This is a genomic window from Novosphingopyxis iocasae, from assembly GCF_014334095.1.
Lineage (GTDB): Bacteria > Pseudomonadota > Alphaproteobacteria > Sphingomonadales > Sphingomonadaceae > Novosphingopyxis > Novosphingopyxis iocasae.
In genome coordinates this window covers 2,033,978-2,056,039 of the sequence record NZ_CP060495.1, presented here as the reverse complement: position 1 = coordinate 2,056,039, position 22,062 = coordinate 2,033,978, and the positions used below count along the sequence as shown (strand labels likewise).

The window sequence follows — 22,062 nt, the reverse complement described above, 5'->3', positions numbered from 1 at the left end:
CGGAACGCCCTATCGACGGCCGCGCGGACGCGGATCGGTCCAGCGGAAACTATTGTCCGAAACGCTTGCGTTGAACTTCTGGTTTTTCAGCCGAACCGTGGTGCGGTTGTTCTGCGAATCCAGCGCGACCCAGCTATCGAGCATCAGCCCGCCCGGTGCATTCGGATTGCGCACGAAGATCATGCTGAGCACGCCATATTCCGGATGCTTCGGGTCCTTCACATCGACCCGGACGACATTGTTGTTTCCGGTGCTGACGACCCGTCCATATTTGGCGAGGTTGTGATCGGGATCGAGCAGTGCCGACAGCGGGCTGTTCGCGATCGGCCAGCGTTGTACCTGCTTCACTTCATAATCGATCATGGTCAGCGCCTTGCCATCGGCGACGATCAGCAACGGCACATCCTTCTGATACTGGAAGCGAATGCGGCCCGGCCGCTTCAGGATCAGTTTGCCAGTCAGTGTCTGGCCGGAGCGATCGCTCTGAGTGAAATCCGCGGTCATGGTGTTCGCGGCCTTCAAATGCGCAGCAACGCGGGCAAGATCGGGCGAGGCGGCGGGTGCCGCGATGGCGGCGGGGGCCAGGCTCACGGCCATCGGCGCCGCTGCCAGGGCGGCAGCCGCAAGGGCTATGGATTTGCGAACCATGAAATAACTCCTGATATTTTCGGAGGATAGGATTGGCCGAAAGGCGTTGAATAAGAACTGAACCCCGGCAGCGGTTCCCGTTCAGACGCCAAGCGGCCGCTTATTCCCCGAAGGCATCGCGCAGCACATCGCGCCGGCCGACATGGTTCGGCGGAGAGACCAGCCCTTCCTCTTCCATCCGCTCGATCAAGCGGGCGGCGCTGTTGTAGCCGATGCGCAGCTGGCGCTGCAGCCAACTGGTCGATGCCTTCTGGCTTTCGAACACGAGCTGGCAGGCCTTGCGATACTGCGCATCCTCGGCGCTGTCCGCGGGACCGATGCCCTCCAGTGCGAACCCGCCGTCTTCCGGCTCCTCGGTGACCGACTGGACATAGTCCGGCTGGCCCTGCTGGCGCCAATGGTCCGCGACGCGCCGCACCTCGTCGTCGCTGACAAAGGGCCCGTGGATACGCGTCAACTGCTTGCCGCCGGCCATATAGAGCATGTCGCCCTTGCCGAGCAGCTGTTCGGCGCCCTGTTCGCCCAGGATCGTGCGGCTGTCGATTTTCGAGGTGACGTGGAAGCTGATGCGTGTGGGGAGGTTCGCCTTGATAACGCCGGTGATGACGTCGACCGAGGGACGCTGCGTCGCCATGATGAGGTGGATGCCCGCCGCACGCGCCTTCTGCGCCAGCCGCTGGATCAGGAATTCCACTTCCTTGCCCGCGGTCATCATAAGGTCGGCCAGCTCATCGACGATCACGACGATCTGGGGCATTTCCTCATATTCCAGCTGTTCTTCCTCATATTCCGGCTGGCCGGTTGCGGGATCGTAACCGATCTGCACCTTGCGGCCTAGCGGCGCGCCCTTCGCCTTGGCCGCGCGCACCTTTTCGTTGAAATTGGCGAGGTTGCGTACCGAGAGGCTCGCCATCATCCGGTAGCGATCCTCCATCTGCTCGACCGCCCATTTCAGCGCCCGAATCGCCTTCGCCGGTTCGGTGACGACGGGCGCGAGGAGGTGCGGAATATCGTCATAGGTGCTGAGTTCCAGCATCTTGGGATCGATCATGATCATGCGGCACTGGTCCGGCGTCAGTCGGTAGAGCAGCGACAGGATCATGCAATTGAGGCCCACCGACTTGCCCGAGCCGGTGGTGCCGGCAACCAGAAGATGCGGCATCGGTGAAAGATCGGCCACCACCGGATCGCCGGAGATATTTTTGCCCAGGATGATCGGCAGATTGCCATTCTGTTCGGCAAAAGCGCTGGACTGTATCATCTCCTGCAGCACCACCGCCTCGCGGGTCTTGTTGGGCAGCTCAATGCCCAGGATCGCGCGGCCCGGCACGGTGGAGACGCGGGCGGACAGCGCGGACATGTTGCGGGCAATGTCCTCGGCCAGTGAAACGACGCGGGCCGCCTTGGTGCCGGGCGCGGGCTCCAGCTCGTACATCGTGACGACGGGGCCGGGGCGTACTGCCTTGATTTCCCCCTGCACGCGAAAATCCTCGAGCACCGACTCCAGCAGCCGGGCGTTTCTCTCCAGCGCCGCCTTGTCGAGCTTGGGTGCTTCATTGGGCGGCGGCGGATCGAGCAGATCGGCGGACGGCAGCGAATAGGGGCCGAAAAAGTCCCCCTGCCGCGCATTGGTGAGCGTTGCCTTTGCGGGCGAAACCTTGCGGTCCGCAATTTCTGGCGGCGGGCGATCATCGGGCTTGACCTGCGGACGCGGCGCGGCGGGCGGGGGCGGGGCTTCGGTTTCTTCCTCGTCCCGATCGGGCCTGGCAAAGACGCGCTCGCTTGCCTCACCGCCCTTCCGGACGCGCAGGGCGGGCAGCTTGACCGCCGGGATGCGCAGAAGCGGCCGGTTCAGTTCCAGCGAAACCACCACCAGCGCCAGCCCGCCGATCAGCGTCGCCGCGATCAGCAGGAAGCGCAGGAAACCGCGCCAGCCTTCGCCGGCGATGCCGACCAGCGCCTCCGCACCGTTGTTCAGGAGGAGGGAGGGGATGCCGCCCCAGCCAGCCGGCAGCCCAACCTCTGCATCGCGGCCTGCATAGCCAATCGCAAAGGCGACGAGCAGCGCGCCCAGAAGGCATAGCGCAATCTGCCGCAGCCAATTGGGTTGTGGTACGTCCCGCCAGAGCCGCCACGTAAAGACCGCGCCGAGCGGTGCAAACAGGATCGCCGCGATTCCAAAAGTGCTGAGCGCAGCGTCTGCCAGATAGGCACCGGTCTGGCCGAACCAGTTATGCGGCGCGGTGGCTGCGTCGGTGTTGAAAGCGTTGTCGGCGGGCGAATAGCTCAGCAGCGCAATCGTATAGATCGCGGTCAAAGCAGCGAGCAGCGCAGCTCCGATAAGGCCCGCCGAGCGCGCGATGCTGGCGCGCATCAGCGCCTGCCATTCCGCTTCCTTCGGCTTGTCCGCGCGGCTTGCCATTTACCATGTTCCCCTTTTGACGCCTGCCTTTTGCGCCAGGCCAAGACTCCGCGTCAAGCGCCGGGGCGATTGCGCCCGCGCGCCAAGGCTTTACATGGAAGGAAGCGAACGCAAGCGGAGACGGACGATGGAGCAGGCGGCGATCATTCTGGGCGGTGGGCTTATCGGCTTGACGCAGGCGCTCGCGCTCGCCTCGCAAGGCGTGGCATGTCATGTGGTCGAACGCTTCGATCCGGACGCGATGGCCACGCGCGGGTTCGATGGGCGCACGTCCGCGGTCTCGAGCTCGAGCATGGCGATGCTCGATACGATCGGCCTCGCTGAAATGTTGGAAGGCAAAGGCTGCGCGATCAAGACGATCGAGGTGATCGACAATTTGCGTCCCGGTGGACTGGATTTCCGCTCTGAACGGCCGGGCGACGCGCTCGGTACCATGTACGAAAACCATTTTCTGCGCCGCACCCTTTTCGAGGCCGCCAAGGCGAATGAGCGCATCACGCTGCATCTGGGACAGGATGTTGTCGAGCGGCGGATCGAACCGGGGGCTGCGCATGTGGTTCTGGCGGACGGCACCGATCTTGCCGCGCCGCTGCTGATCGCCGCGGAAGGGCGCGGCAGCGAAACGCGCAAGCAGATGGGTATCGCTCCGGCGCGCTGGCAATATGATCACAGCGCTATTGTCGGCGCGGTCTATCATGAGCGCCCGCATAAAAATGTGGCCTATGAGATATTCTTTTCGACCGGGCCGTTCGCCCTGCTGCCGATGCTGGATAGCGAGGATGGTCGGCATCGCTCGGCCATCGTCTGGTCGATCCCCCGGTCCGAGGCCCCGGCTTATTTGAAGCTATCCGATCGCGGTTTTGCGGCGGAACTGGAAAAGGCGAGCGGCGGCGTGCTGGGCAAGATCGAAATGGCGGCGCCGCGCAGCAGCTATCCATTGGGCTTCCATCACAGCGCGCGGGTGACGGGCGCGCGCACGGTGCTGATTGGTGATGCCGGCCATGGCATCCACCCGATTGCCGGGCAGGGGCTGAACCTGGGTTTCCGCGATGTCGCAGCGCTCACCGAAGTGTTGGTGGACGGCATGCGGCTGGGTCTGGAACCGGGCGATGCGCAGCTCTTGGAACGCTATGAGCGCTGGCGCGGGCTGGACACCTTGATGGTGGCGATGGCGACGGACGGGCTCAACCGCCTGTTCGGTATTCCGGGCAAGTCGGCCTCTGCCGTCCGCCGGTTTGGCATGGGCCTCGTCTCACGCGCCAAGCCGCTGCAAGGCTTTTTCATGGATGAGGCGCGCGGTACGAGTGGCGCCATGCCCAAGCTGTTGCAGGGCATCCCGATCTAGTCAGCCCACGCAAACGAAAAACGCCGCCCGGAGAACCCGGACGGCGCTTTTTGTTACCGGCTTGAGCCGTGCAGATCAGCGGACGGCCTGAACGTCCTGCTGCGTTACCGGCGTGATGCGAATTTCCACGCGGCGGTTGGCCGCGCGGCCTTCTTCGGTCGCGTTGCTCGCCTTGGGTTGGCTTTCACCATAGCCGAGCGTCGCCATGCGGGCGCGGTTGACGCCCTGCGAAGCGAGATAATCGGCCACCGCATTGGCGCGGCGTTCGGACAGTGCCTGGTTGTACTGCTCGCTGCCCGTCGAATCCGTGTGGCCCAGCACGTCTATATAGGTGTTGGGATATTCGTTCAGCGTGGTCGCGACCTGGTTCAGCGTGTTGCGGAACTGCGCGTCGATATTGGAGCTATCGACCGCAAAAGTGATCGAACTGGGCAGATCGAGCACCAGATTGTCACCATCACGAATGACGTCGACGCCGGTGCCGGCGGTCTGTTCCTTCAGCTTCTGTTCCTGACGGTCCATATAGTAACCGACGCCGCCGCCTGCGACGGCACCGATGCCAGCGCCCACGATCTTGGCGGTGCGATCGTTACGGCCGCCGACGAGATCTCCCAGCAGATAGCCGCCCAACGCACCGACGCCCGCGCCAATCGCAGAGCGGTAAGCAAACTCTTTCTCGCCCGTATTAGGGTTGGTAACGCAGGCGGAAACGGTTAGCGCAGCGGCCGATGCGGTTGCGATCAGTGCTGCGGAACGGGGAAATTTCATTTTCGATCTCCTAAATTGCTTCGACAAACATTTTGCCGGGGCCATTGCGTCGGTCGAGACGAACGGCTTGAGTTCGGTCAGCACGGCTTTGTTAGCAAATGTTGCCGCCGGGAAACGGAAACTCGGAATAATGGTTCCAGATACGCAATGACCTCTCTTACACCTTTTCCGTGGTACGATCTGGCGATCATTCTGGCGCTCGTCGTGCTGAACGGCGTCTTCGCGATGTCCGAACTGGCGATCGTTTCCGCGCGCACCGCGCGGCTCAGCGCCATGGCCGATCGCGGCAATCTTGGCGCAACGGCGGCGCTGCGGCTGGCGAAGGATCCGGGCAAGTTCCTCTCCACCGTGCAGATCGGCATCACCCTCATCGGCATCATCGCCGGTGCCTATTCGGGCGCGAGCCTGGGCGGCCCCGTGGCCGAGCGTATCGCGCTACTGGGGGTGGAAGCCTCGCTGGCGCAAACGCTGGGCTTCGGCGTCGTCATCGGCCTGACCACCTATCTTTCGCTGGTGGTGGGCGAACTGGTGCCCAAGCAGATCGCGCTGGTGGCACCGGAACGGTTCGCGGCGATCATCGCGCTGCCGATGGAATGGCTCGCGCGCTTCACCGCGCCGATCGTCTGGCTACTCGACAATTCGAGTGCGCTGATCTTTCGCCTGATCGGTCTGCGGCGCGATAGCCGCAAGGCGCTGTCTGCCGAGGAACTGCAGATGATCTTTGCCGAGGCGCACCAGTCCGGCGTGATCGAGGAGCATGAGCGCGCCGTCATCAGCGGAGTGGTGCGCCTGGCCGATCGGCCGGTGCGCGAGGTGATGACGCCGCGCACCGATATCGACTGGTTGCCGGTCAATGCCACGGCCGAAGACGTACGCACCAAGCTCCTGGAATCCTCCCACACCCGCCTGCCGGTGGCCGAAGAGTCGATCGACAACATTCTGGGCGTCGTGCAGGCGCGCGATATCGTGTCGGCACAGTTTCGCGGTATGCCGATGGACCTGCGCGATCTGATGCGTCGTGCCGAGATCGTGCCTGATCAGCTCGACGCGATGGATGCGCTGGAAATTCTGCGCAAGGCCGAGGTGCCGATGGTGCTGGTGCACGACGAATATGGGCATTTCGAAGGGATCGTGACACCGAACGATCTACTGAGCTCGATCGCGGGCGAGTTCGAAAGCGACAAGGAAGCAGGCGACACGCCCTCGATCATCGAGCGCAAGGATGGCAGCCTGCTCGTCTCCGGCGCGCTATCGGCGGACAGTTTGGCCGAGCGCCTCGATATCGATCTGCCGGAGGACCGCGATTACGCCACCGCGGCGGGCCATGCGCTCTACATCCTGCGCCATCTGCCCGAAGAGGGAGAGACGTTCGAGGATCAGGGCTGGCGCTTCGAGGTGGTCGATATGGACGGGCGCAAGATCGACAAGCTGCTCGTCACGATGATTGGCTGAAGGAAATGTGCAGGCGGGGACATTTCAAAGCCCCGCCTGCAAGATACTCATTGAGACGCCGGCTTATTTGCCGAGCGAACCGTATTTCGCTTCGAACCCGGCAGTGTCCCCCGCGGCGAGCAGCTGGGCCTGATCGATCCAGTTGTCGCGGCGGATGCGACCCTTGAAATTGCCGAGCTCGCCGTCGACGCGCTCAACGTCTTCATCGGACCAGCCCGCAATCTGATCGAAGCGGGTGATGCCGAGTTCGTGCAGCTTGGCGACGAGCTTGGGACCAACGCCCTTCATCATCAGCAGATCGTCCGACCCGCCGCTCTTGGCAGGCGCAGCTTCGGCCGCGGCGGCATGGGCCACTTCAGGCTCTGGCTTCGGTTTTACCGATTCCGGTTCCACGGCTTCCGGTTCTACTGCGGGCGTGGCGGCGGGGGTCGGTTCCGGCTCGGGCGCTGCGGGAGGTACGGGGGCAGGAGTAGCCTCGGCCTCGGCCTCGGCTTGGGTAACCGGTGCCGGATCCGCTGCGGGCGTCGGTTCGACCACGTCTTGCGGGTCGTCGCCGATCGCGTCGCTATGCTCATAGTCGTGCACGAGCACTTCGCCCCCTTCATGCGGCGCGCGGCGCGACAGCACGAACAGCAGAATGGTCGCGAGAACCGCGAAGACGATGACGAAGAAGACGGCATATTCCAGGAAGAAGTGCATGAGGTGCCCCGTTCGAGTTCCAATCGGACCGGTCTTTAGTCCAGCCCCACGCCGAATATCAATCGTGCTGAGTCGCTGCGCTCAGCTTTGCTGCGCTTCGCGTTCCACTTCGCGCCAGCCGATGTCGCGGCGGCAGAAGCCCGAGGGGAAGTCGATCGCAGCCACGGCGCGATAGGCCTTGGCCTGCGCTTCGGTCACCGAGCTGCCCAGCGCGGTGACATTGAGGACGCGGCCGCCATTGGCCACAAGACGGTTCGCATCCCCGGCGGTGCCGGCGTGGAAAACAGTGGCGCCCTCTGCCTCCGCGCCGTCCAGCCCGGCGATCACGCCACCTTTTTCGGGCGTTCCGGGATAGCCATTGGCCGCCATCACGACGGTAAGTGCGGCAGCATCCTCGAACTGCGGCGCTTGCGCCTGCTCCAGTTCGCCGCGCGCCGTGGCAAGCATCAGCTGCGCCAGATCGCCGCGATAGCGCGCCATCAGCACCTGACATTCCGGATCGCCGAACCGGCAGTTATACTCGATCAGCTTTGGGCCATCGTTTGTCAGCATCAGGCCTGCATAAAGCACACCGGAATAGGGCATGCCCTCCGCCGCCATAGTCTCTACCGTAGGCCGTACGATGTCCGTCATCGCGCGTTCGGTCAGCTGCTCGGTCAGCACCGGGGCCGGGCTGTAGGCTCCCATGCCGCCCGTATTGGGGCCGGTATCGCCTTCGCCGACGCGCTTATGGTCCTGCGCGCTGCCGAAGGGGACGACCGTTTTACCGTCTGTGATGGCGAAGAAGCTCGCTTCCTCGCCCTCCAGAAATTCTTCCAGGACGATTTCCTGTCCAGCTTCACCAAAGCCGCCTGCGAACATGTTGGCCACCGCCTGGTGCGCCTCGTCGCGTGTCTGGGCGATGACGACGCCTTTACCAGCGGCCAGGCCGTCCGCCTTGATCACCACCGGCAGGCCGAAGCGGCCGATCGCGTCCAGCGCCTCCGCTTCGCTGGTACAGCGGGCATAAGCGGCGGTGGGAATGCCGGCGCTATCGCACAGCGCCTTGGTGAATGCCTTCGATCCCTCCAGCTGCGCAGCGGCCTTCGACGGGCCGAACACGGCAATCCCGCCCGCGCGCAAACTGTCGGCCAGTCCGTCCACCAGCGGCGCTTCCGGTCCTACGACGACAAGATCGATATCCTTGGCTTCGCAGAAGGCGGCGACTGCGCTGTGATCGCCTGCATCCAGGCTCACCAGTTCTGCGCATTGCGCGATTCCAGGATTGCCCGGCGCGGCGAAGAGTTTGCGTGAGGACGGGCTTTGTGCCAATTTCCAGGCCAGCGCATGTTCGCGCCCGCCTCCGCCCAGCAGCAGGATATTCATGGCGATCAGCCCCCAAATGGATGAAACCGGACGTCTGCTAGCCGATGTACCGGCGGGCGACAACGCCCCGCCTTTCTCGGTAAGCGAACTCGCTGCTTCCTTGAAGCGCACGGTTGAGGATCGCTTCGGCCATGTGCGCGTGCGCGGCGAAATCTCCGGGTTCAAGCGCGCCGCGTCCGGCCACTGCTATCTGACGCTGAAGGACGACAAGGCCACGCTCGATGCCGTGCTGTGGAAGGGCAGCGCGGGCAAACTCGCCTTCCAGCCGCAGGACGGGGTGGAGGTGATCGCCACCGGCAAGCTCACCACCTATCCCGGGCGCTCCAAATATCAGCTGGTCGCTGAAACGCTGGAGCTGGCGGGGGAGGGCGCGCTGATGCAGCTGTTCGAGCGGCTGAAAGCATCGCTTGCCGCCGAAGGGTTGTTCGCCGGCGAGCGCAAGAAGCCGCTGCCGTTCATCCCGCGCCGCATCGGGGTCATCACCTCACCCACCGGCGCGGTGATCCGCGATATCATGCACCGCCTGTCCGATCGCTTCCCGAGCGAGGTGTTGCTGTGGCCGGTGCAGGTGCAAGGCGATGCGGCAGCCGGCCTGGTCGCGAATGCTTTGGCGCAGTTCAACGCGATGCCGGAGCGTGAACGGCCCGATCTGCTCATCGTTGCGCGCGGTGGCGGGTCGATCGAGGATCTGTGGGCGTTCAACGAGGAGGTGGTGGTGCGGGCCATTGCCGCCTCGCAAATCCCAGTGATTTCCGCCGTGGGGCACGAAACCGACACTACGCTGGCCGATTATGCCGCCGACCGGCGCGCGCCGACGCCGACTGCGGCAGCGGAAATCGCAGTGCCGGTGCGCAACGAACTGGCCGGATTCGTCGACCAGCAGCGCGCCCGTATGCGCGGCGCAATCGACCGACGCTTGCAGCATGCAGGCGAGCGTCTGGAGGCGCAGCGCCGCCTGCTTTCCGATCCGCGCGCGATGATCGATCAGCGCAGCCAGCGGATCGACGATCTGGGTGAGCGGCTGGGTGCAGCGCTCGGCGCGCGGGCGCACCGGGCCGAAAGCCGACTGGCAGAACATGCAGGGGCCCTGCGCCCAGCGCTGCTCGAACAGAGGCTTACGGCGGCGGGGGAGCGGCTGGCCCGGGCGACGCCCGACATGGCGTTGATCGAGCGCGTTCACATGCGTTCTGACGAGCGGCTGCAGGGAATTGCTCGCCTGCTCGGCCAGCTCGACCCGGACCGTCCGCTGGAGCGCGGCTTCGCACGATTGACGAGCGCCGATGGCGACGTGCTGATGAGCGCGGCCGCCGCGCGGGCCGCCGGACAGTTCACGGTAAAATTCGCCGATGATGCCTTCGGAGCGATCGCCACCGACGCGCCGCCGCCGAAGAAACCGAGATCTCGCACGCCTAAACCGGCTGCGGACTTGAAACAGGAATCGCTGTTCTGATGTTCAGCGCAGCCTCACACATTCCAGACCAGAGATACGAACCATGTTGATGTCCGCCACCAGCCGTCCCGCCCGCCTTCACTATATGGCCAATGGCTTCCGTCTGCTTTCGCCCGGCGATCATGTGCTCTGCGCCGTCACCGGCACGCCGATATCGCTCGAAGAGCTGCGCTATTGGAGCGTGGAGCGGCAGGAGCCCTATGCCACCGCGGAAATCTCGGTCGGAGCGCTTTCGCCGAAATGATCCGCTCCGCCACTGTTTTCCTCGCCTCGGCCCTGCTGCTGTCGTCCTGCGTTCCCGAAGGGCGGCCCGAGATGGAGAGCGCTCGCGCGAATGCGGGGCCGCCGGTTGTCGTCCCCACCCCGCGTCCGTCTCCAAGTCCGACGCCGGCACCGCCCCCTGCCGAGCCGGTGCGGACCGGTTTCTGGTTCGAAGGGCCGATGCAACAGGGCGCGCTGCTGACAGGCCGCGTCCCCAGCGGCACCCGCATGCTGACCTTTGAGGGTGAAGCTGTCGATATTGGCGAGGACGGTTTTTTCATCATCGGTCTGGACCGCGACTCCAAGGCCGAGGTGCGGCTTGTTGCCACACTGAACGACGGCAGGACGGTCGAGCGAACGCTGAATGTCGCGCCGGGCGACTGGAAGCTGGAATATATTAACGCGCCCTATCGTGCAGGTGTCAGCAGCGAGGCGTTCAAGGCGCGGCGCGGGCCGGAGCTTGCCCGCATCGTCGCAGCGCGCGACGTGGATGTGGTGAGCGACGGCTGGCGACAGGATTTCATCTGGCCGGTCACCGGGCGCCAATCCGGCTTTTTCGGATCGCAGCGCGTCTATCAGGGAAAACCCGGCAGCTACCATGGCGGCGCCGACATCGCCGTGCCCACCGGCACCATCTTCGTCGCGCCCGCCGACGGCGTAGTGACGCTGGCCGCGAAGGATGATTTCACGCTGGAAGGCAAGCTGATCATCATCGATCACGGCATGGGCCTCAACAGTGCTTTCCTCCACGCCTCCGAGATTTTGGTGAACGAGGGTGACCGCGTGAAGCAGGGCCAGCCGATCGGCAAAGTGGGCCAATCCGGACGCGCCACCGGCCCCCATCTCCACTGGGGGCTCAAATGGAAAGACGCCCGCATCGACCCGCTACTGGTGGCGGGGCCTCCGAGCGGATGAGCCTTCTGGCAGGTCTGATGTCCTCTGATAAAAGCGCGTAAGAGCTTGCAAGGGTTGTTGCAAAAAGGAGACAATAAATTGGAAACTGGCGCGTTCCAGCCATTTTTCTTTGCCAGACATGGGCATTTCGAACACACCTCGGGATAGTGTGCGGAGTAGAGGCTCCTCGCCTTAGACAATAAGCACCCGCACCACTCTTTGTTATCGAGGGGAATTTAACCGTGAAAACTCAAACTCTCAGTCGGCTGAAGCTCAGCGCTGCACCCTTTGCGATGGGTCTTGCGCTTGTTTCGGTACCGGCCATGGCTCAGATCGGGCCGGAAGAAACCGCCGATACCGATGTCTCCGCCAATGGCCCCGCTATCGGTGAGCCCATCGTCGTTACGGGTACGCGCATTCGCTCTCCCAATCTTGAATCGGCCAGCCCGGTAACGGTTGTGAGCGCTCAGGAGTTCAAGGACTCTGGTAGCGTTCGCGTTGAGGATCTCCTCAACTCTCTGCCGCAGGTGCTTGGTGGCCAGAACGCCTTCATCGCCAATGGCGCATCGGGTACCGCGACGGTCGACGTGCGTGGCCTTGGGCCGGCACGTACGCTCGTACTCGTCAACGGTCGCCGACTGCAGCCGGGCGATCCGGGTCTTCCCGTGGCGGACATCAACCAGATCCCCGCGTCGCTGATCGAGCGCGTTGAAGTTCTCACCGGTGGTGCTTCGGCAACCTACGGTGCCGACGCCGTCGCAGGCGTTGTGAACTTTGTTATGAACACCGACTTCGAAGGCGTTCAGCTCAACAGCCAGTACGGCCTTTACCAGCACGATAACGGTACTGATCAGGTAATCCGTCCGGACGGACAGACCATCCTGGACCGTAACGCAGCGCGCGGCTTCAATCCGCCCAGCGGCAACACCGCTAGCGGCTCGCAGTTCAGCGTCGAACTGACTCTCGGTGCGGGTTTTGACGACGGTCGTGGCCATGTTACGGCCTATGCTGGCTACCGTGAAGTCAATGCGCTGTTCCTTGGGGATCGCGACTACTCCTTCTGCGCACTTACCGGTTCGCGTAACGGCGTAAGCTGCGGCGGTTCCTCCACAGCTCCCTATGCCACGGTGACCGATCCGAACTTCGATCTCTTCGGCGCGCTGGTCGCCGACGGCTCCGATAATTTCGGTCGTCCTTACGCGGCATATAACTACAACCCGATTAACTACTTCCAGCGCCCTGACGAGCGTTATACGGCCGGCTTCTTTGCCGATTATGAAATCACGCCCGGCGTTACGGCTTACTCCGAGTTCATGTTCATGGACGATCGGTCACAGGCCCAGATCGCGCAGTCGGGTACCTTCTTTGCCGACACCTATAATATCGCTTGCGATAGCCCCATCCTTACTCCGGGGCAGGGTGCAACGCTTTGCGGTCTGATCGACGGCAATCCTGATCGTGGCGATTTTGCCAATGGTGTGGATCCGACTGGCGCGGGCGTGGTTCCGATCTTGCTCGGTAAGCGTAACATCGAAGGCGGTCCGCGTTTCGATGACCTTCGCCACACAGCCTACCGTGCGGTAGCAGGTGTTCGCGGAGACCTTACCGAAAATATTCGTTACGACCTGTCCGGCCAGTATGGCACCACTATCTTCAGCCAAGTTTACAACAACGACTTCTCGCGTTCGCGTCTGCGCAACGCGCTGCAGGCTCGTATTGATGCTGACGGTAATGTCGTTTGTCAGTCCGTGATCGACGGAAGCGACCCGAATTGCGCGGTCTACAATCCGTTCCAAGGCCCCGGCATCGTCGGCGGAACCGATCCGCGTGCTGGCATCACGCAGGCTGCGATCGATTACGTCAACATTCCGCTACTGTCGAAAGGCGAAGTGGAAGAGACGATCGTCAACGGCTTCATTAGCGGCGATCTTTTCTCGATCGGTTCGGCTAGTCCCGTCGGCTTCGCTGCCGGTGCCGAATATCGTAAGGAGAAGCTCTCCACCCGCAACGACCTTGCCTTCCAAACGCAAGATGGTGCTGGTCAGGGCAGCCCGCAGCTCGACGTGGACGGTCAGTTCGACGTGACGGAAGTGTTCGCCGAAGCGAATATCCCGGTCATCGAGAATGGCTTCATCGACGAACTGTCGTTCGAACTCGGCTATCGCTATTCGAACTACAGCACGGGCGTCACCACCGACACGTACAAGGCTTTGGTGAACTTTGCGCCGATCCCCGCTGTCCGTTTCCGGGGTGGTTATAACCGCGCGGTTCGTGCTCCGAACATCCTCAACTTGTTCTCGCCGAACCGGGTCGCCTTGTTCAGCGGCAGCGATCCGTGCGCGGGCGCTACGCCGGACTATACCCAGGCTCAGTGCGTCAATCTTGGCGTGCCGGCCTCGCGCTATGGTACGGTGGCCGCAAGCCCTGCGGGCCAGTACAACCAGTTCATCGGCGGTAACCCCAATGTTGAACCTGAAAAGGCTGATACCTACACCGCCGGTGTGGTCATTCAGCCTCAGTCGATCCTGCCTGGCTTCGTTGCGTCGGTTGATTACTTCAACATCAACGTGGACAACGCGATCAGCTCGATCGGTGCCCAGACCGCTCTCAACCAGTGCGGCCTGACAGGTGATCCGCTGTTCTGTAACCTGGTCAATCGTGCTCCGGGCAGCCTGACGCTCTGGACGCCCGGAAGCTTCGTCACGAACACCACGCAGAATATCGGTGGCGTGAAGACGTCCGGTGTGGACGTGTCGGCTTCTTACTCGCGTGCGATCGGACCGGGCGGTCTCAGCCTGTCGTTCAATGGTTCCTATCTTGCCGAGTTCGTCATCGACACCGGCATTCCGGGAACCGACACCGACGGCAAGTATGACTGCACGGGCTATCATGGCCTGGTTTGCGGAACCCCGCGTCCCGAGTGGCGTCACCAGCTTCGTGCGGGTTACACCCTCGATAGCGGTATCGGTATTTCCGGTCGCTGGCGTTACTACGGTCCCGTGCAGTGGGATCAGCGTAGCGACGATCTGGACCTGGGTACGGGCGCCGAAGCTACGCCTGGTGATATCGGGGCGCAGAGCTACTTCGATCTCACCCTGTCCTTCGCTGTCGATCCGATGGTTCTGCGTCTTGGCGTGAACAACATCCTCGATCGCGAACCGCCGATCATCGCTTCGGGTTACGGCGGCACGAACGGAAATACTTACACCGAGACTTACGATCCGGTAGGTCGCTTCCTCTTCGCTAACGTCACCTTCGACTTCTAAGCGAACGAAACTAATCCAAAAGAAAGGCGGGCCTCGGCCCGCCTTTTTTGTTGCAACATTTAAACCTGTTTTCAGCACGACCAGATTTGAGTTCCTAACTTCTCAACTGAACATCAAAAGCGACCGTTAGTCGCTCTCCCGTCGCGAAGGGCCTAGTCCCGTGCCATGAGTATGAGGGAAATAAAGCCAGTTGACCCGGACGCGGTCTGATTGATCTGAGCGGTTTCCAAGCGAGGCCGAACTCCGGCGGCGGCTCACCAATTACCAAGGTGCCGGCATCGCTATGCCCATCTACATCGTCCGGTAAACCGAGGTAGAATGCCGAACTGATATGACCCTCGTGGTGGAAATGCGGAACGTGAAAACCCTTGCCAGTAAGCCGAACCGACCACGCGCCGGAAAATCGAAAGCTGTCTCTATTAAACCGCAAAAGAGGATGCTCGCGATCCACCGGCGGCAGACTGCCTAGATAATCCGAAACTGCATCATTAAGAGAATCGACGATAAGTCGGATCTCTGGCGCTCTTCGGGCGAACAACATGCCGTCCGTTTGCGTCCCGCCGCGAAGAGACTGCTCCATCGGCTCCCGTTTTGCCAAATGGATTGCGCGAAGATGCTCCGCGATTTTTGGAATATCGGTCGATATCCCAGTCAAATCCATCTCGGAAACGAGCTCCCCGTCGCGCTCAAGCCAATGCCAGCGCGGATCGGATAAGGCCCGCCATGCCAATCCTCTATAGGGCCAAGCGTGGCCGCCCAATCCGTGTTCGATCAGTCTTGCGGCGCGCTTGTCCAATGCACTGAAGCGGTGCATTCGCGCCTCCCACCGGCACAGCACCATATCTGATTGCGCCGATCGAAAACGATCCACCTTCTCCATGAGCTGAGCAAACTCGGCGAAACGATCGCTTTCAGCAGCTATCTTGGCTTCTTCGAGCGCCAGTTCGTTGGCATCTCCATATTCTCTGCGGGCAGCTGCCAGCACAGGGGCTGCCTCAATCAAGTCGCCCATCTTTGCTGCGAGCGATATGTAGCGTTTCCAGAAATCGAGCCCGAGCTTCGAATGACGGGTTGCAGCGGCCTCGAGGCTGGCGAGCGGCGGCGTGGATGATGCCGTTTCCCAGCGAATTTGGGCCAACGCCTCGTGGCCATCAATCCAGTGCGGATTGCGATCCAGAATATTGGAGAGGAGAGCTTCGGCCTGCTCCGGCTCGCCCTCGGCCAACAAGGCTGCGGCGTGTTTGACTATCAGCTCGGGATTGGACGGGTCGGCCCTGCGCGCCTTCTCAAACCTCTCCCCGGCTGGTTCTCCAGCATCCAGGGTCGCAAGGGCAAGAATATAGAGCGATTTCTGATCGCTTCCAGACTGCGCAAGAACATGGCTGGCAGCCTCAATCGCATTCGCCGCATTCCAACGCTTGCGTTCGATCGTGGCCAGATTTCGCCAGGCCCTGAGATGCGTTGGGTGAACTCGGCAAATTGCGCGGAGCTGTTCAAGACCGCTCAGCTCGCCCAGCCTTTCATAAAGGAGCACCGCCCGGTCGATGGCGGCATCGACCAAATCCGGCTTGATCCTAAGTGCTTGGTCGTATGCGGTAAGCGCGTCGCGATGCTGGCCTAAGTCGTCCAGCAAACTTGCCCACTCCGCCCGCAGGCCTGCATCACCGGGAGCGACGGAGACCGCTTGCTCGAAAAAGGTTCGGGCAGCCGGCAAATCCCCCTTAGCCTTCACCGTTCGGGCGAGCATGGTCAGAACGGCAGGTTGCCTGGGTGCGAGGCTGTTCAGCTGCATCAAAACCTGTTCGGCACCAACGGCGTTTCCCCGCCTGAGCAGCAAATCCGCCTGTTGTAGCAGGGCGTTCAGTTGCGGCATCGTAGCCATGGGCTTGAAACTAGACGAAATGCCTGTGGGTGCAACTCTTGAGCGGTTGCTGCCAGCGTGCGTCTCGCGGTATTGGTCAACCAATTGAAGGGCGATCGCACGGAAGGGTTGTTTCAGGATGACGACGTTTTGGAGTAATAGGCGGGGCGCAGGAGCTCTGGCGCTCGGCTTCGGTGTTGTTCTTTCATTGAATTCCGCTGAGGTTCTCGCACAGTCTGTGGACGGCGCTTCTTCGACCTATTTGGCCGACCTGAATAGCTGTCGTTCGATCTCCGAAGATGCGGCGCGGCTAGCATGTTACGACGCGATATCGACCACGATCGTGCAAGCAGAGGCTAAGGGCGACCTCAAAATAGTGGATCGCCAACAGGCCAAGCAAGCGCGGCGATCTCTGTTTGGATTTCGCCTGCCATCAATATCGCTGTTCCGTGGTAAAGATGGCGACGAGGAGGACGTGAGCGAGATCGATTCGGTGATCACCGCCGTCCGTCCTTTAGGGGGCGGCAAGTATACTATCCGGATCAAACAGGATGACGCTACCTGGCAGACTACGGAGGCATCTCCCTTTTTCCGGCAACCTGACACGGGTGCTGACGTTCATATCGAACGCGGTTCGCTCGGAACCTATTTCCTGAAAGTGAATGGCGGAAAAAGGGTTCGCGCGCAGCGTGTCGAATAGATCCCGCTCGCAAATTTCAAACGTCGCCTAGGTAACGGTGAACCGCAGCTCTCCATCCCCCTCATCCACGTGCACCGTCGAGCCATCGGGCACTTCGCCGCGCAGGAGCATGTCGGCCAGCGGGTCTTGGACATAGCGTTGGACGGCGCGGCGCAGCGGGCGGGCGCCGTACACCGGGTCGTACCCCACGCGGCCCAGCCAGGCTTTTGCCGCCTCCGAAAGCTCGATCGTCACCTTGCGGTCCGCCAGCAGCCGCTGGACGCGGGCAATCTGGATTTCAACGATCGGCGCCATATGTTCCTGGCGCAAACGCTGAAACAGGATGATCTCGTCCAGCCGGTTCAGGAATTCGGGCCGGAAGTGATCGCGCACCACCTCCATCACCTGCGGCTCGACATCGTCCACCGCCTGCTCGTCGGTCATGTTGGACAGATATTGGCTGCCCAGGTTCGACGTCAGAATGATGAGTGTGTTCGAGAAATCGACGGTGCGGCCCTGTCCGTCTGTCAGGCGCCCGTCGTCGAGCACCTGCAATAGCACGTTGAAGACGTCGTTATGCGCTTTCTCCACCTCGTCGAACAGGATCACCTGATAGGGGCGGCGGCGCACGGCTTCGGTCAAAGCGCCGCCCTCTTCATAGCCGACATAGCCCGGAGGCGCGCCGATCAGCCGGGCGACCGCGTGCTTTTCCATATATTCGCTCATGTCGATGCGAACCATGGCGCTGGAATCGTCGAATAGGAATTCGGCGAGCGACTTGGTCAGCTCCGTCTTGCCGACGCCGGTAGGGCCTAGGAACAGGAAGCTGCCGAGGGGACGGTTGGGGTCCTGCAATCCGGCGCGCGAACGGCGGACCGCTTTGGACACGGCGTCGATCGCATTGTCCTGACCGATCACCTTGGCACCCAGCGCCTTCTCCATCTCGAGGAGCTTTTCGCGCTCGCCCTCCAGCATGCGGTCGACGGGAATGCCGGTCCACTTTTCGACGACAGCGGCAATATCCTCGCTGGTAACCTCCTCGCGCAGCATGGCGCCTTCGGTGGCTTCACCGGCCTGGGCGAGCTTCTTTTCGAGATCGGGGATCGTGCCGTAGCTGAGCTCGCCCGCGCGGGCGAGGTCGCCGCCGCGCTGCGCCTGCTCCAGCTCGATGCGTGCCTGATCGAGCTGTTCCTTCAGCTTCGCCTCGGCGCCGATCTTGTCCTTCTCCGCCTGCCAGCGCAGCGTGAGGGCGTCGTTTTCCTCTTCCAGTCGCGCCAATTCGCCTTCTAGATTCTCGAGGCGATCGCGCGAGGCCTGGTCGTTCTCACGTGAAAGCGCCTCACGTTCGATTTTCAGCTGGATGATGCGACGGTCGAGCGCCTCGATCTCCTCAGGCTTGCTCTCCACTTCCATGCGAATGCGGCTCGCCGCCTCGTCCATCAGGTCGATGGCTTTGTCCGGCAAGAAACGGTCGGTGATGTAGCGGTTGGAGAGGGTGGCGGCGGAGACTAGCGCGCCGTCGGTGATCCGCACGCCATGGTGAAGCTCGTACTTCTCCTTGATCCCGCGCAGGATCGATACGGTATCTTCCACGCTCGGCTCGCCCACGAACACGGGCTGGAACCGCCGCTGCAGGGCCGGGTCTTTCTCGATATATTTGCGATATTCGTCGAGCGTCGTCGCGCCGATGCAGTGGAGTTCGCCGCGCGCGAGCGCTGGTTTCAACAGGTTGCCGGCGTCCATCGCGCCTTCGGATTTGCCCGCGCCGATCAGCGTGTGCATCTCGTCGATGAACAGGATGATCTCGCCTTCGGCCTGCTTCACCTCGTCGAGCACGCCCTTCAGACGCTCCTCGAATTCGCCGCGATATTTCGCGCCCGCGATCAGCGACCCCATGTCGAGCGCGAGGAGGCGGCGGTCCTTCAGCGTATCGGGCACGTCGCCATTGGCGATGCGCAGCGCCATGCCTTCGGCAATCGCGGTTTTGCCGACCCCGGGTTCGCCGATCAGGGCGGGGTTGTTCTTGGTGCGGCGCGAGAGAATCTGGATCGTGCGGCGGATTTCCTCGTCACGGCCGATCACAGGATCGAGCTTGCCGGCGCGCGCCGCCTCGGTCAGATCGCGCGCGAATTTCTTCAGCGCATCGTAGCGATCTTCCGCGCTGGCGGTATCGGCGGTGCGGCCGCCGCGCAGTTCGTCGATCGCGCCATTTAGCGCCTGCGGCGTGAGGTCCGCAGCGTCGAGCGCCTTGCCCGCCGCCGTGTCCTTGGCCAGCGCCAGGGCGAGCAGCAGCCGTTCGACCGTCACATAGGAGTCGCCCGCCTTCTTCGCGACCTGCTCGGCCTGATCCAGCACGCGCACCGCATCATTATCGAGGCCAGGCGTCTGCTGCGCACCGCCGCCGGAGACCTGTGGATTTTTGACAAGCGCCTTGTCGACTTCGGCCACCGCGCGCTTGGCATCACCGCCCGCGCGGGCAATCAGCCCGGCGGCCATGCCTTCGCTGTCTTCGAGAAGCGCCTTCAGAAGATGCTCGGTGCCGATCCGCTGATGGCTTTCGCGGATGGCGACGGTTTGCGCGGACTGCAGGAAGCCCTTGGCGCGATCGGTGAATTTTTCGAGGTTCATGCTTTGCAAGCCCTTTGCACATGGCGACCGATGGCCGCTTAGATATGAGATTTCCCGCCCGATATAATGTTGCATATTTGCAACACAAGGCGTGATGTCACCCCAACTCTTCGGCGAAGTCTATGCGCGATCGGAAAGCAACTCACGGTAGAAAACCGCCGTTTCCGCGGCAATTGCGTCCCAGCCCAGCGGGCCCTCCACGCGCGCGGCGACGGCGCGTTCGAGCTGTTGGCGTAGCCCCTCGTTTTCGACGATCGCCCGTCCGGCTTCGGCCAGCGCTTCCGGGTCCTGCGGCGGAACGATCAATCCGGCATCGCCCACCGCCTCGGCGAGCGCGCCGACATCGGTGGCAATGACCGGGCGGCCCGCACCGAAGGCAGAGGCAATGACGCCGCTCTGCGTGGCATCATGATAGGGCAATATGGCCGCCAGGCTTCCGCCGACCAGACCGGCGAGCGCATCCTGCGGGATACGACTCTGCATCAGCGTGATATTGGGCATTCGCATTGCATCGCGGTGCCGGTCCAGATCCGGTCCGGTACCGGCAATCAAAAGCTTGATCGGCACACCCTCACGCCGCCAGATGACGTTGGCGGCGAGAAGCGTATCGAGGCCCTTATAGGCTTCGACGCGCCCGAAGAAGATCAGCCGATGCGCGTGGATCGAGGAAGCTGCCGCCGCATTCGCTTGTTGGTGGCCGAAGCGCAGCACGCCGTGCATGATCGATCGGATTTTAGACCGCGGAACACCGGTCTGCGCCAGCATGCCGATTAGCGCCTGTCCATGCACGATCAGGCCGTCACTGCGCCCCCGCAGTTCCTCATAAAAGTGCGCAAAGGCGTCGGCTGCCTCGCTGTCTCCGCCGCTATGGGGCTTGGGATCGTGGACCGTCGTCACCAGCGGCAGCTTGGAGCCCAAGTGCCGGGCGAGCAGGCCCATTGAGCGGGTCGGATGCTCCTGCACATGCACGATGTCGGGCCGGAACCGCGCGATATGCCATTGGCACAGCCGTGCGACGAGCGGTTGAAGCGGTGCATAATGATGCGGCACGATCTCGACACGGACACTGCGCCGCAACAGGGACAGCGCCTCCGGTTCAATCTGCCGTGCGGCGCTGCGCCGGCTGAGCACCAGCATGACCTCGTGGTCCATCGCCAGTGCGCGCGCCAGATTGGCGGCATAGTCGCTATGATGGGTGGCGATAAGAGCGATGCGCATGGCACCTTCGCTTAACCCAGTGGGGCCGCATTGACAGCCCCCAGGGTGCCGCTTAGGCGAAGCCATGATTTGCCCTGCCGGCCCTCATTTGTCGCAATGACCGGGGACGGAGACACGCAGGAGGCTGCGGAGGTCGATCCGCTCGGCCCCCGCGAAGAGGCCAGACCGGCCGGCTGGAAGCTTTGGCTGCGGCGGGCCTTCACGATCGGTATCTTGAGTTTCATCATCTGGCGATTGACGCTGATCGGCTGGGGCGAGCTGTGGCGCAACCTGCCGACCGAACCGCTTTTCTACGTCCTGCATTTCACCGCTTATTCGGTGCTGCCTCTGTCCGAGATCGCTATTTTCTCGTTGATATGGGGCGTGTCGATGTCCGGCACCTTCGGCGTGATGCTGCGCAAGCGGGCGCTCAACAACTCGGTGATCGGTTATTCAGGGGAGGTCTATCTCTACCTATGGGCAAAGGCCCGCTTCGGCCTGACGGGGCGGCGGCTGGCGAGTGGCCTTAAGGATAATGTGCTGATGTCCGGCATCGCCACCGCATTGTGCGCGATTGTCGCCGCCCTGATGCTGCTCTGGATCAACCCCGATCTGGTTCGCGACCGGCTGGTAGAACGGGCAGGGCCGCTTTCCATCGGGCTGTTTGCCGTGCTGATCGTGGCGGTGCTGATTCTCTTCTACGTCTTTCGCGCCAAGATTTTCGGCATCGGCGGACGCATCTTCGCCATCGTCATGGCGCTTCATTTCGCGCGCATCGGCCTCACCTACATTTTGCAGGCGTGGCAGTGGGATGTCGGCGTGCCCGCGGGAACGGCCGAATTGTGGTTCACGCTGATCACCGTGCAGCTCGTCATCTCGCAGTTGCCGCTGCTGCCGAACCGGGATCTGATTTATCTCGCCTTCGTAATCGAATATGCCGGGTCGACCGGCGTCAATCCGCAGGACCTGCAGGCGATGTTCGTGACGATCTTCGTGCTGTATCAGCTACTGAATTATACCGCGCTGGCGGTCACCAGCCTTCTGCCGTCCACCAGGGTCGCCGTGAAGGGCGCATAGCCCGCGCGCCGGACCGTCCGCATTGGCCGCCGTTGTTCGTCGAAAAACAT

At 62.5% G+C, this 22,062-nt stretch carries 16 protein-coding genes; 8 read left to right on the top strand and 8 right to left on the bottom strand.

Features of this window, described 5'->3' with window-relative positions; translation table 11 throughout:
* Nucleotides 1–9 precede the first annotated feature (9 nt).
* Complete coding sequence (locus H7X45_RS09830) at nt 10–648, bottom strand: LolA family protein (RefSeq protein WP_187334717.1); 639 nt, start codon at nt 646–648, stop codon at nt 10–12.
* A 100-nt stretch (nt 649–748) separates the two neighbouring features.
* Nucleotides 749–3,070: a DNA translocase FtsK gene (locus tag H7X45_RS09825; RefSeq protein ID WP_187334716.1), complete on the bottom strand. Its 2,322-nt coding sequence runs from the start codon at nt 3,068–3,070 to the stop codon at nt 749–751.
* Nucleotides 3,071–3,164: 94 nt separating this feature from the next.
* Here H7X45_RS09825 and H7X45_RS09820 point away from each other — a divergent pair, with 94 nt between their 5' ends.
* Entirely contained in the window at nt 3,165–4,415 is a 1,251-nt protein-coding gene (locus H7X45_RS09820; RefSeq protein ID WP_246449422.1) for an FAD-dependent monooxygenase, read from the top strand.
* A gap of 75 nt (nt 4,416–4,490) precedes the next feature.
* Here the strand turns inward: H7X45_RS09820 and H7X45_RS09815 are convergent, their stop codons facing one another.
* On the bottom strand, nt 4,491–5,183 hold the full coding sequence (locus H7X45_RS09815) for a YiaD family glycine zipper/OmpA-like lipoprotein (protein ID WP_187334715.1): 693 nt from the start codon (nt 5,181–5,183) through the stop codon (nt 4,491–4,493).
* Between the two features lie 147 nt (nt 5,184–5,330).
* On the opposite strand from H7X45_RS09815, the gene H7X45_RS09810 reads away from it, so the two are divergent.
* Nucleotides 5,331–6,635 carry a hemolysin family protein gene (locus H7X45_RS09810; RefSeq protein WP_187334714.1) on the top strand — a complete coding sequence of 435 codons (1,305 nt, stop codon included), beginning with the start codon at nt 5,331–5,333 and terminating at the stop codon, nt 6,633–6,635.
* A 63-nt stretch (nt 6,636–6,698) separates the two neighbouring features.
* On the opposite strand, the gene H7X45_RS09805 is transcribed toward H7X45_RS09810, so the two are convergent.
* Nucleotides 6,699–7,334, bottom strand: a complete 636-nt coding sequence (locus H7X45_RS09805; RefSeq protein WP_187334713.1) for a hypothetical protein — start codon at nt 7,332–7,334, stop codon at nt 6,699–6,701.
* 81 nt (nt 7,335–7,415) lie between these two features.
* Nucleotides 7,416–8,699: a phosphoribosylamine--glycine ligase gene (gene purD, locus H7X45_RS09800; RefSeq protein ID WP_187334712.1), complete on the bottom strand. Its 1,284-nt coding sequence runs from the start codon at nt 8,697–8,699 to the stop codon at nt 7,416–7,418.
* Here purD and xseA point away from each other — a divergent pair.
* From xseA to H7X45_RS09780, 4 genes are all read left to right on the top strand, one after another.
* Entirely contained in the window at nt 8,698–10,149 is a 1,452-nt protein-coding gene (gene xseA, locus H7X45_RS09795) for an exodeoxyribonuclease VII large subunit (RefSeq protein WP_187334711.1), read from the top strand. The genes purD and xseA overlap by 2 nt on opposite strands.
* Before the next feature lie 43 nt (nt 10,150–10,192).
* A complete protein-coding gene (locus H7X45_RS09790) occupies nt 10,193–10,393 on the top strand; it encodes a DUF2093 domain-containing protein (protein ID WP_187334710.1) in 201 nt (66 codons plus the stop codon).
* Nucleotides 10,390–11,325: a M23 family metallopeptidase gene (locus H7X45_RS09785; protein ID WP_187334709.1), complete on the top strand. Its 936-nt coding sequence runs from the start codon at nt 10,390–10,392 to the stop codon at nt 11,323–11,325. Before H7X45_RS09790 ends, H7X45_RS09785 begins: the two co-directional genes overlap by 4 nt.
* 221 nt (nt 11,326–11,546) lie before the next feature.
* A complete protein-coding gene (locus H7X45_RS09780) occupies nt 11,547–14,570 on the top strand; it encodes a TonB-dependent receptor domain-containing protein (protein WP_187334708.1) in 3,024 nt (1,007 codons plus the stop codon).
* 94 nt (nt 14,571–14,664) lie between these two features.
* Here the strand turns inward: H7X45_RS09780 and H7X45_RS09775 are convergent, their stop codons facing one another.
* Nucleotides 14,665–16,443, bottom strand: coding sequence for a 2OG-Fe(II) oxygenase family protein (locus H7X45_RS09775; RefSeq protein WP_187334707.1), 1,779 nt, complete (start codon nt 16,441–16,443; stop codon nt 14,665–14,667).
* A gap of 127 nt (nt 16,444–16,570) precedes the next feature.
* On the opposite strand from H7X45_RS09775, the gene H7X45_RS09770 reads away from it, so the two are divergent.
* Nucleotides 16,571–17,131: a hypothetical protein gene (locus tag H7X45_RS09770; RefSeq protein ID WP_187334706.1), complete on the top strand. Its 561-nt coding sequence runs from the start codon at nt 16,571–16,573 to the stop codon at nt 17,129–17,131.
* A 27-nt stretch (nt 17,132–17,158) separates the two neighbouring features.
* Here the strand turns inward: H7X45_RS09770 and clpB are convergent, their stop codons facing one another.
* Nucleotides 17,159–19,738: an ATP-dependent chaperone ClpB gene (gene clpB / locus H7X45_RS09765; protein WP_187334705.1), complete on the bottom strand. Its 2,580-nt coding sequence runs from the start codon at nt 19,736–19,738 to the stop codon at nt 17,159–17,161.
* Between the two features lie 120 nt (nt 19,739–19,858).
* Nucleotides 19,859–20,956: a glycosyltransferase family 4 protein gene (locus tag H7X45_RS09760; protein WP_187334704.1), complete on the bottom strand. Its 1,098-nt coding sequence runs from the start codon at nt 20,954–20,956 to the stop codon at nt 19,859–19,861.
* 96 nt (nt 20,957–21,052) lie between these two features.
* Between H7X45_RS09760 and H7X45_RS09755 the strand changes: the two genes are divergently transcribed.
* Nucleotides 21,053–22,012 (top strand): hypothetical protein, encoded by a 960-nt coding sequence (locus H7X45_RS09755; protein ID WP_187334703.1) that lies wholly within the window; start codon nt 21,053–21,055, stop codon nt 22,010–22,012.
* Nucleotides 22,013–22,062: the final 50 nt, after the last annotated feature.

Coding starts and splice junctions, on each gene's coding strand:
- H7X45_RS09830 (WP_187334717.1), bottom strand. CDS start 648: ATGGTTCGCAAATCCATAGCCCTTGCGGCTGCCGCCCTGGCAGCGGCG.
- H7X45_RS09825 (WP_187334716.1), bottom strand. CDS start 3,070: ATGGCAAGCCGCGCGGACAAGCCGAAGGAAGCGGAATGGCAGGCGCTG.
- H7X45_RS09820 (WP_246449422.1), top strand. CDS start 3,165: ATGGAAGGAAGCGAACGCAAGCGGAGACGGACGATGGAGCAGGCGGCG.
- H7X45_RS09815 (WP_187334715.1), bottom strand. CDS start 5,183: ATGAAATTTCCCCGTTCCGCAGCACTGATCGCAACCGCATCGGCCGCT.
- H7X45_RS09810 (WP_187334714.1), top strand. CDS start 5,331: ATGACCTCTCTTACACCTTTTCCGTGGTACGATCTGGCGATCATTCTG.
- H7X45_RS09805 (WP_187334713.1), bottom strand. CDS start 7,334: ATGCACTTCTTCCTGGAATATGCCGTCTTCTTCGTCATCGTCTTCGCG.
- xseA (WP_187334711.1), top strand. CDS start 8,698: ATGGCGATCAGCCCCCAAATGGATGAAACCGGACGTCTGCTAGCCGAT.
- purD (WP_187334712.1), bottom strand. CDS start 8,699: ATGAATATCCTGCTGCTGGGCGGAGGCGGGCGCGAACATGCGCTGGCC.
- H7X45_RS09790 (WP_187334710.1), top strand. CDS start 10,193: ATGTTGATGTCCGCCACCAGCCGTCCCGCCCGCCTTCACTATATGGCC.
- H7X45_RS09785 (WP_187334709.1), top strand. CDS start 10,390: ATGATCCGCTCCGCCACTGTTTTCCTCGCCTCGGCCCTGCTGCTGTCG.
- H7X45_RS09775 (WP_187334707.1), bottom strand. CDS start 16,443: ATGCCGCAACTGAACGCCCTGCTACAACAGGCGGATTTGCTGCTCAGG.
- H7X45_RS09770 (WP_187334706.1), top strand. CDS start 16,571: ATGACGACGTTTTGGAGTAATAGGCGGGGCGCAGGAGCTCTGGCGCTC.
- clpB (WP_187334705.1), bottom strand. CDS start 19,738: ATGAACCTCGAAAAATTCACCGATCGCGCCAAGGGCTTCCTGCAGTCC.
- H7X45_RS09760 (WP_187334704.1), bottom strand. CDS start 20,956: ATGCGCATCGCTCTTATCGCCACCCATCATAGCGACTATGCCGCCAAT.
- H7X45_RS09755 (WP_187334703.1), top strand. CDS start 21,053: ATGACCGGGGACGGAGACACGCAGGAGGCTGCGGAGGTCGATCCGCTC.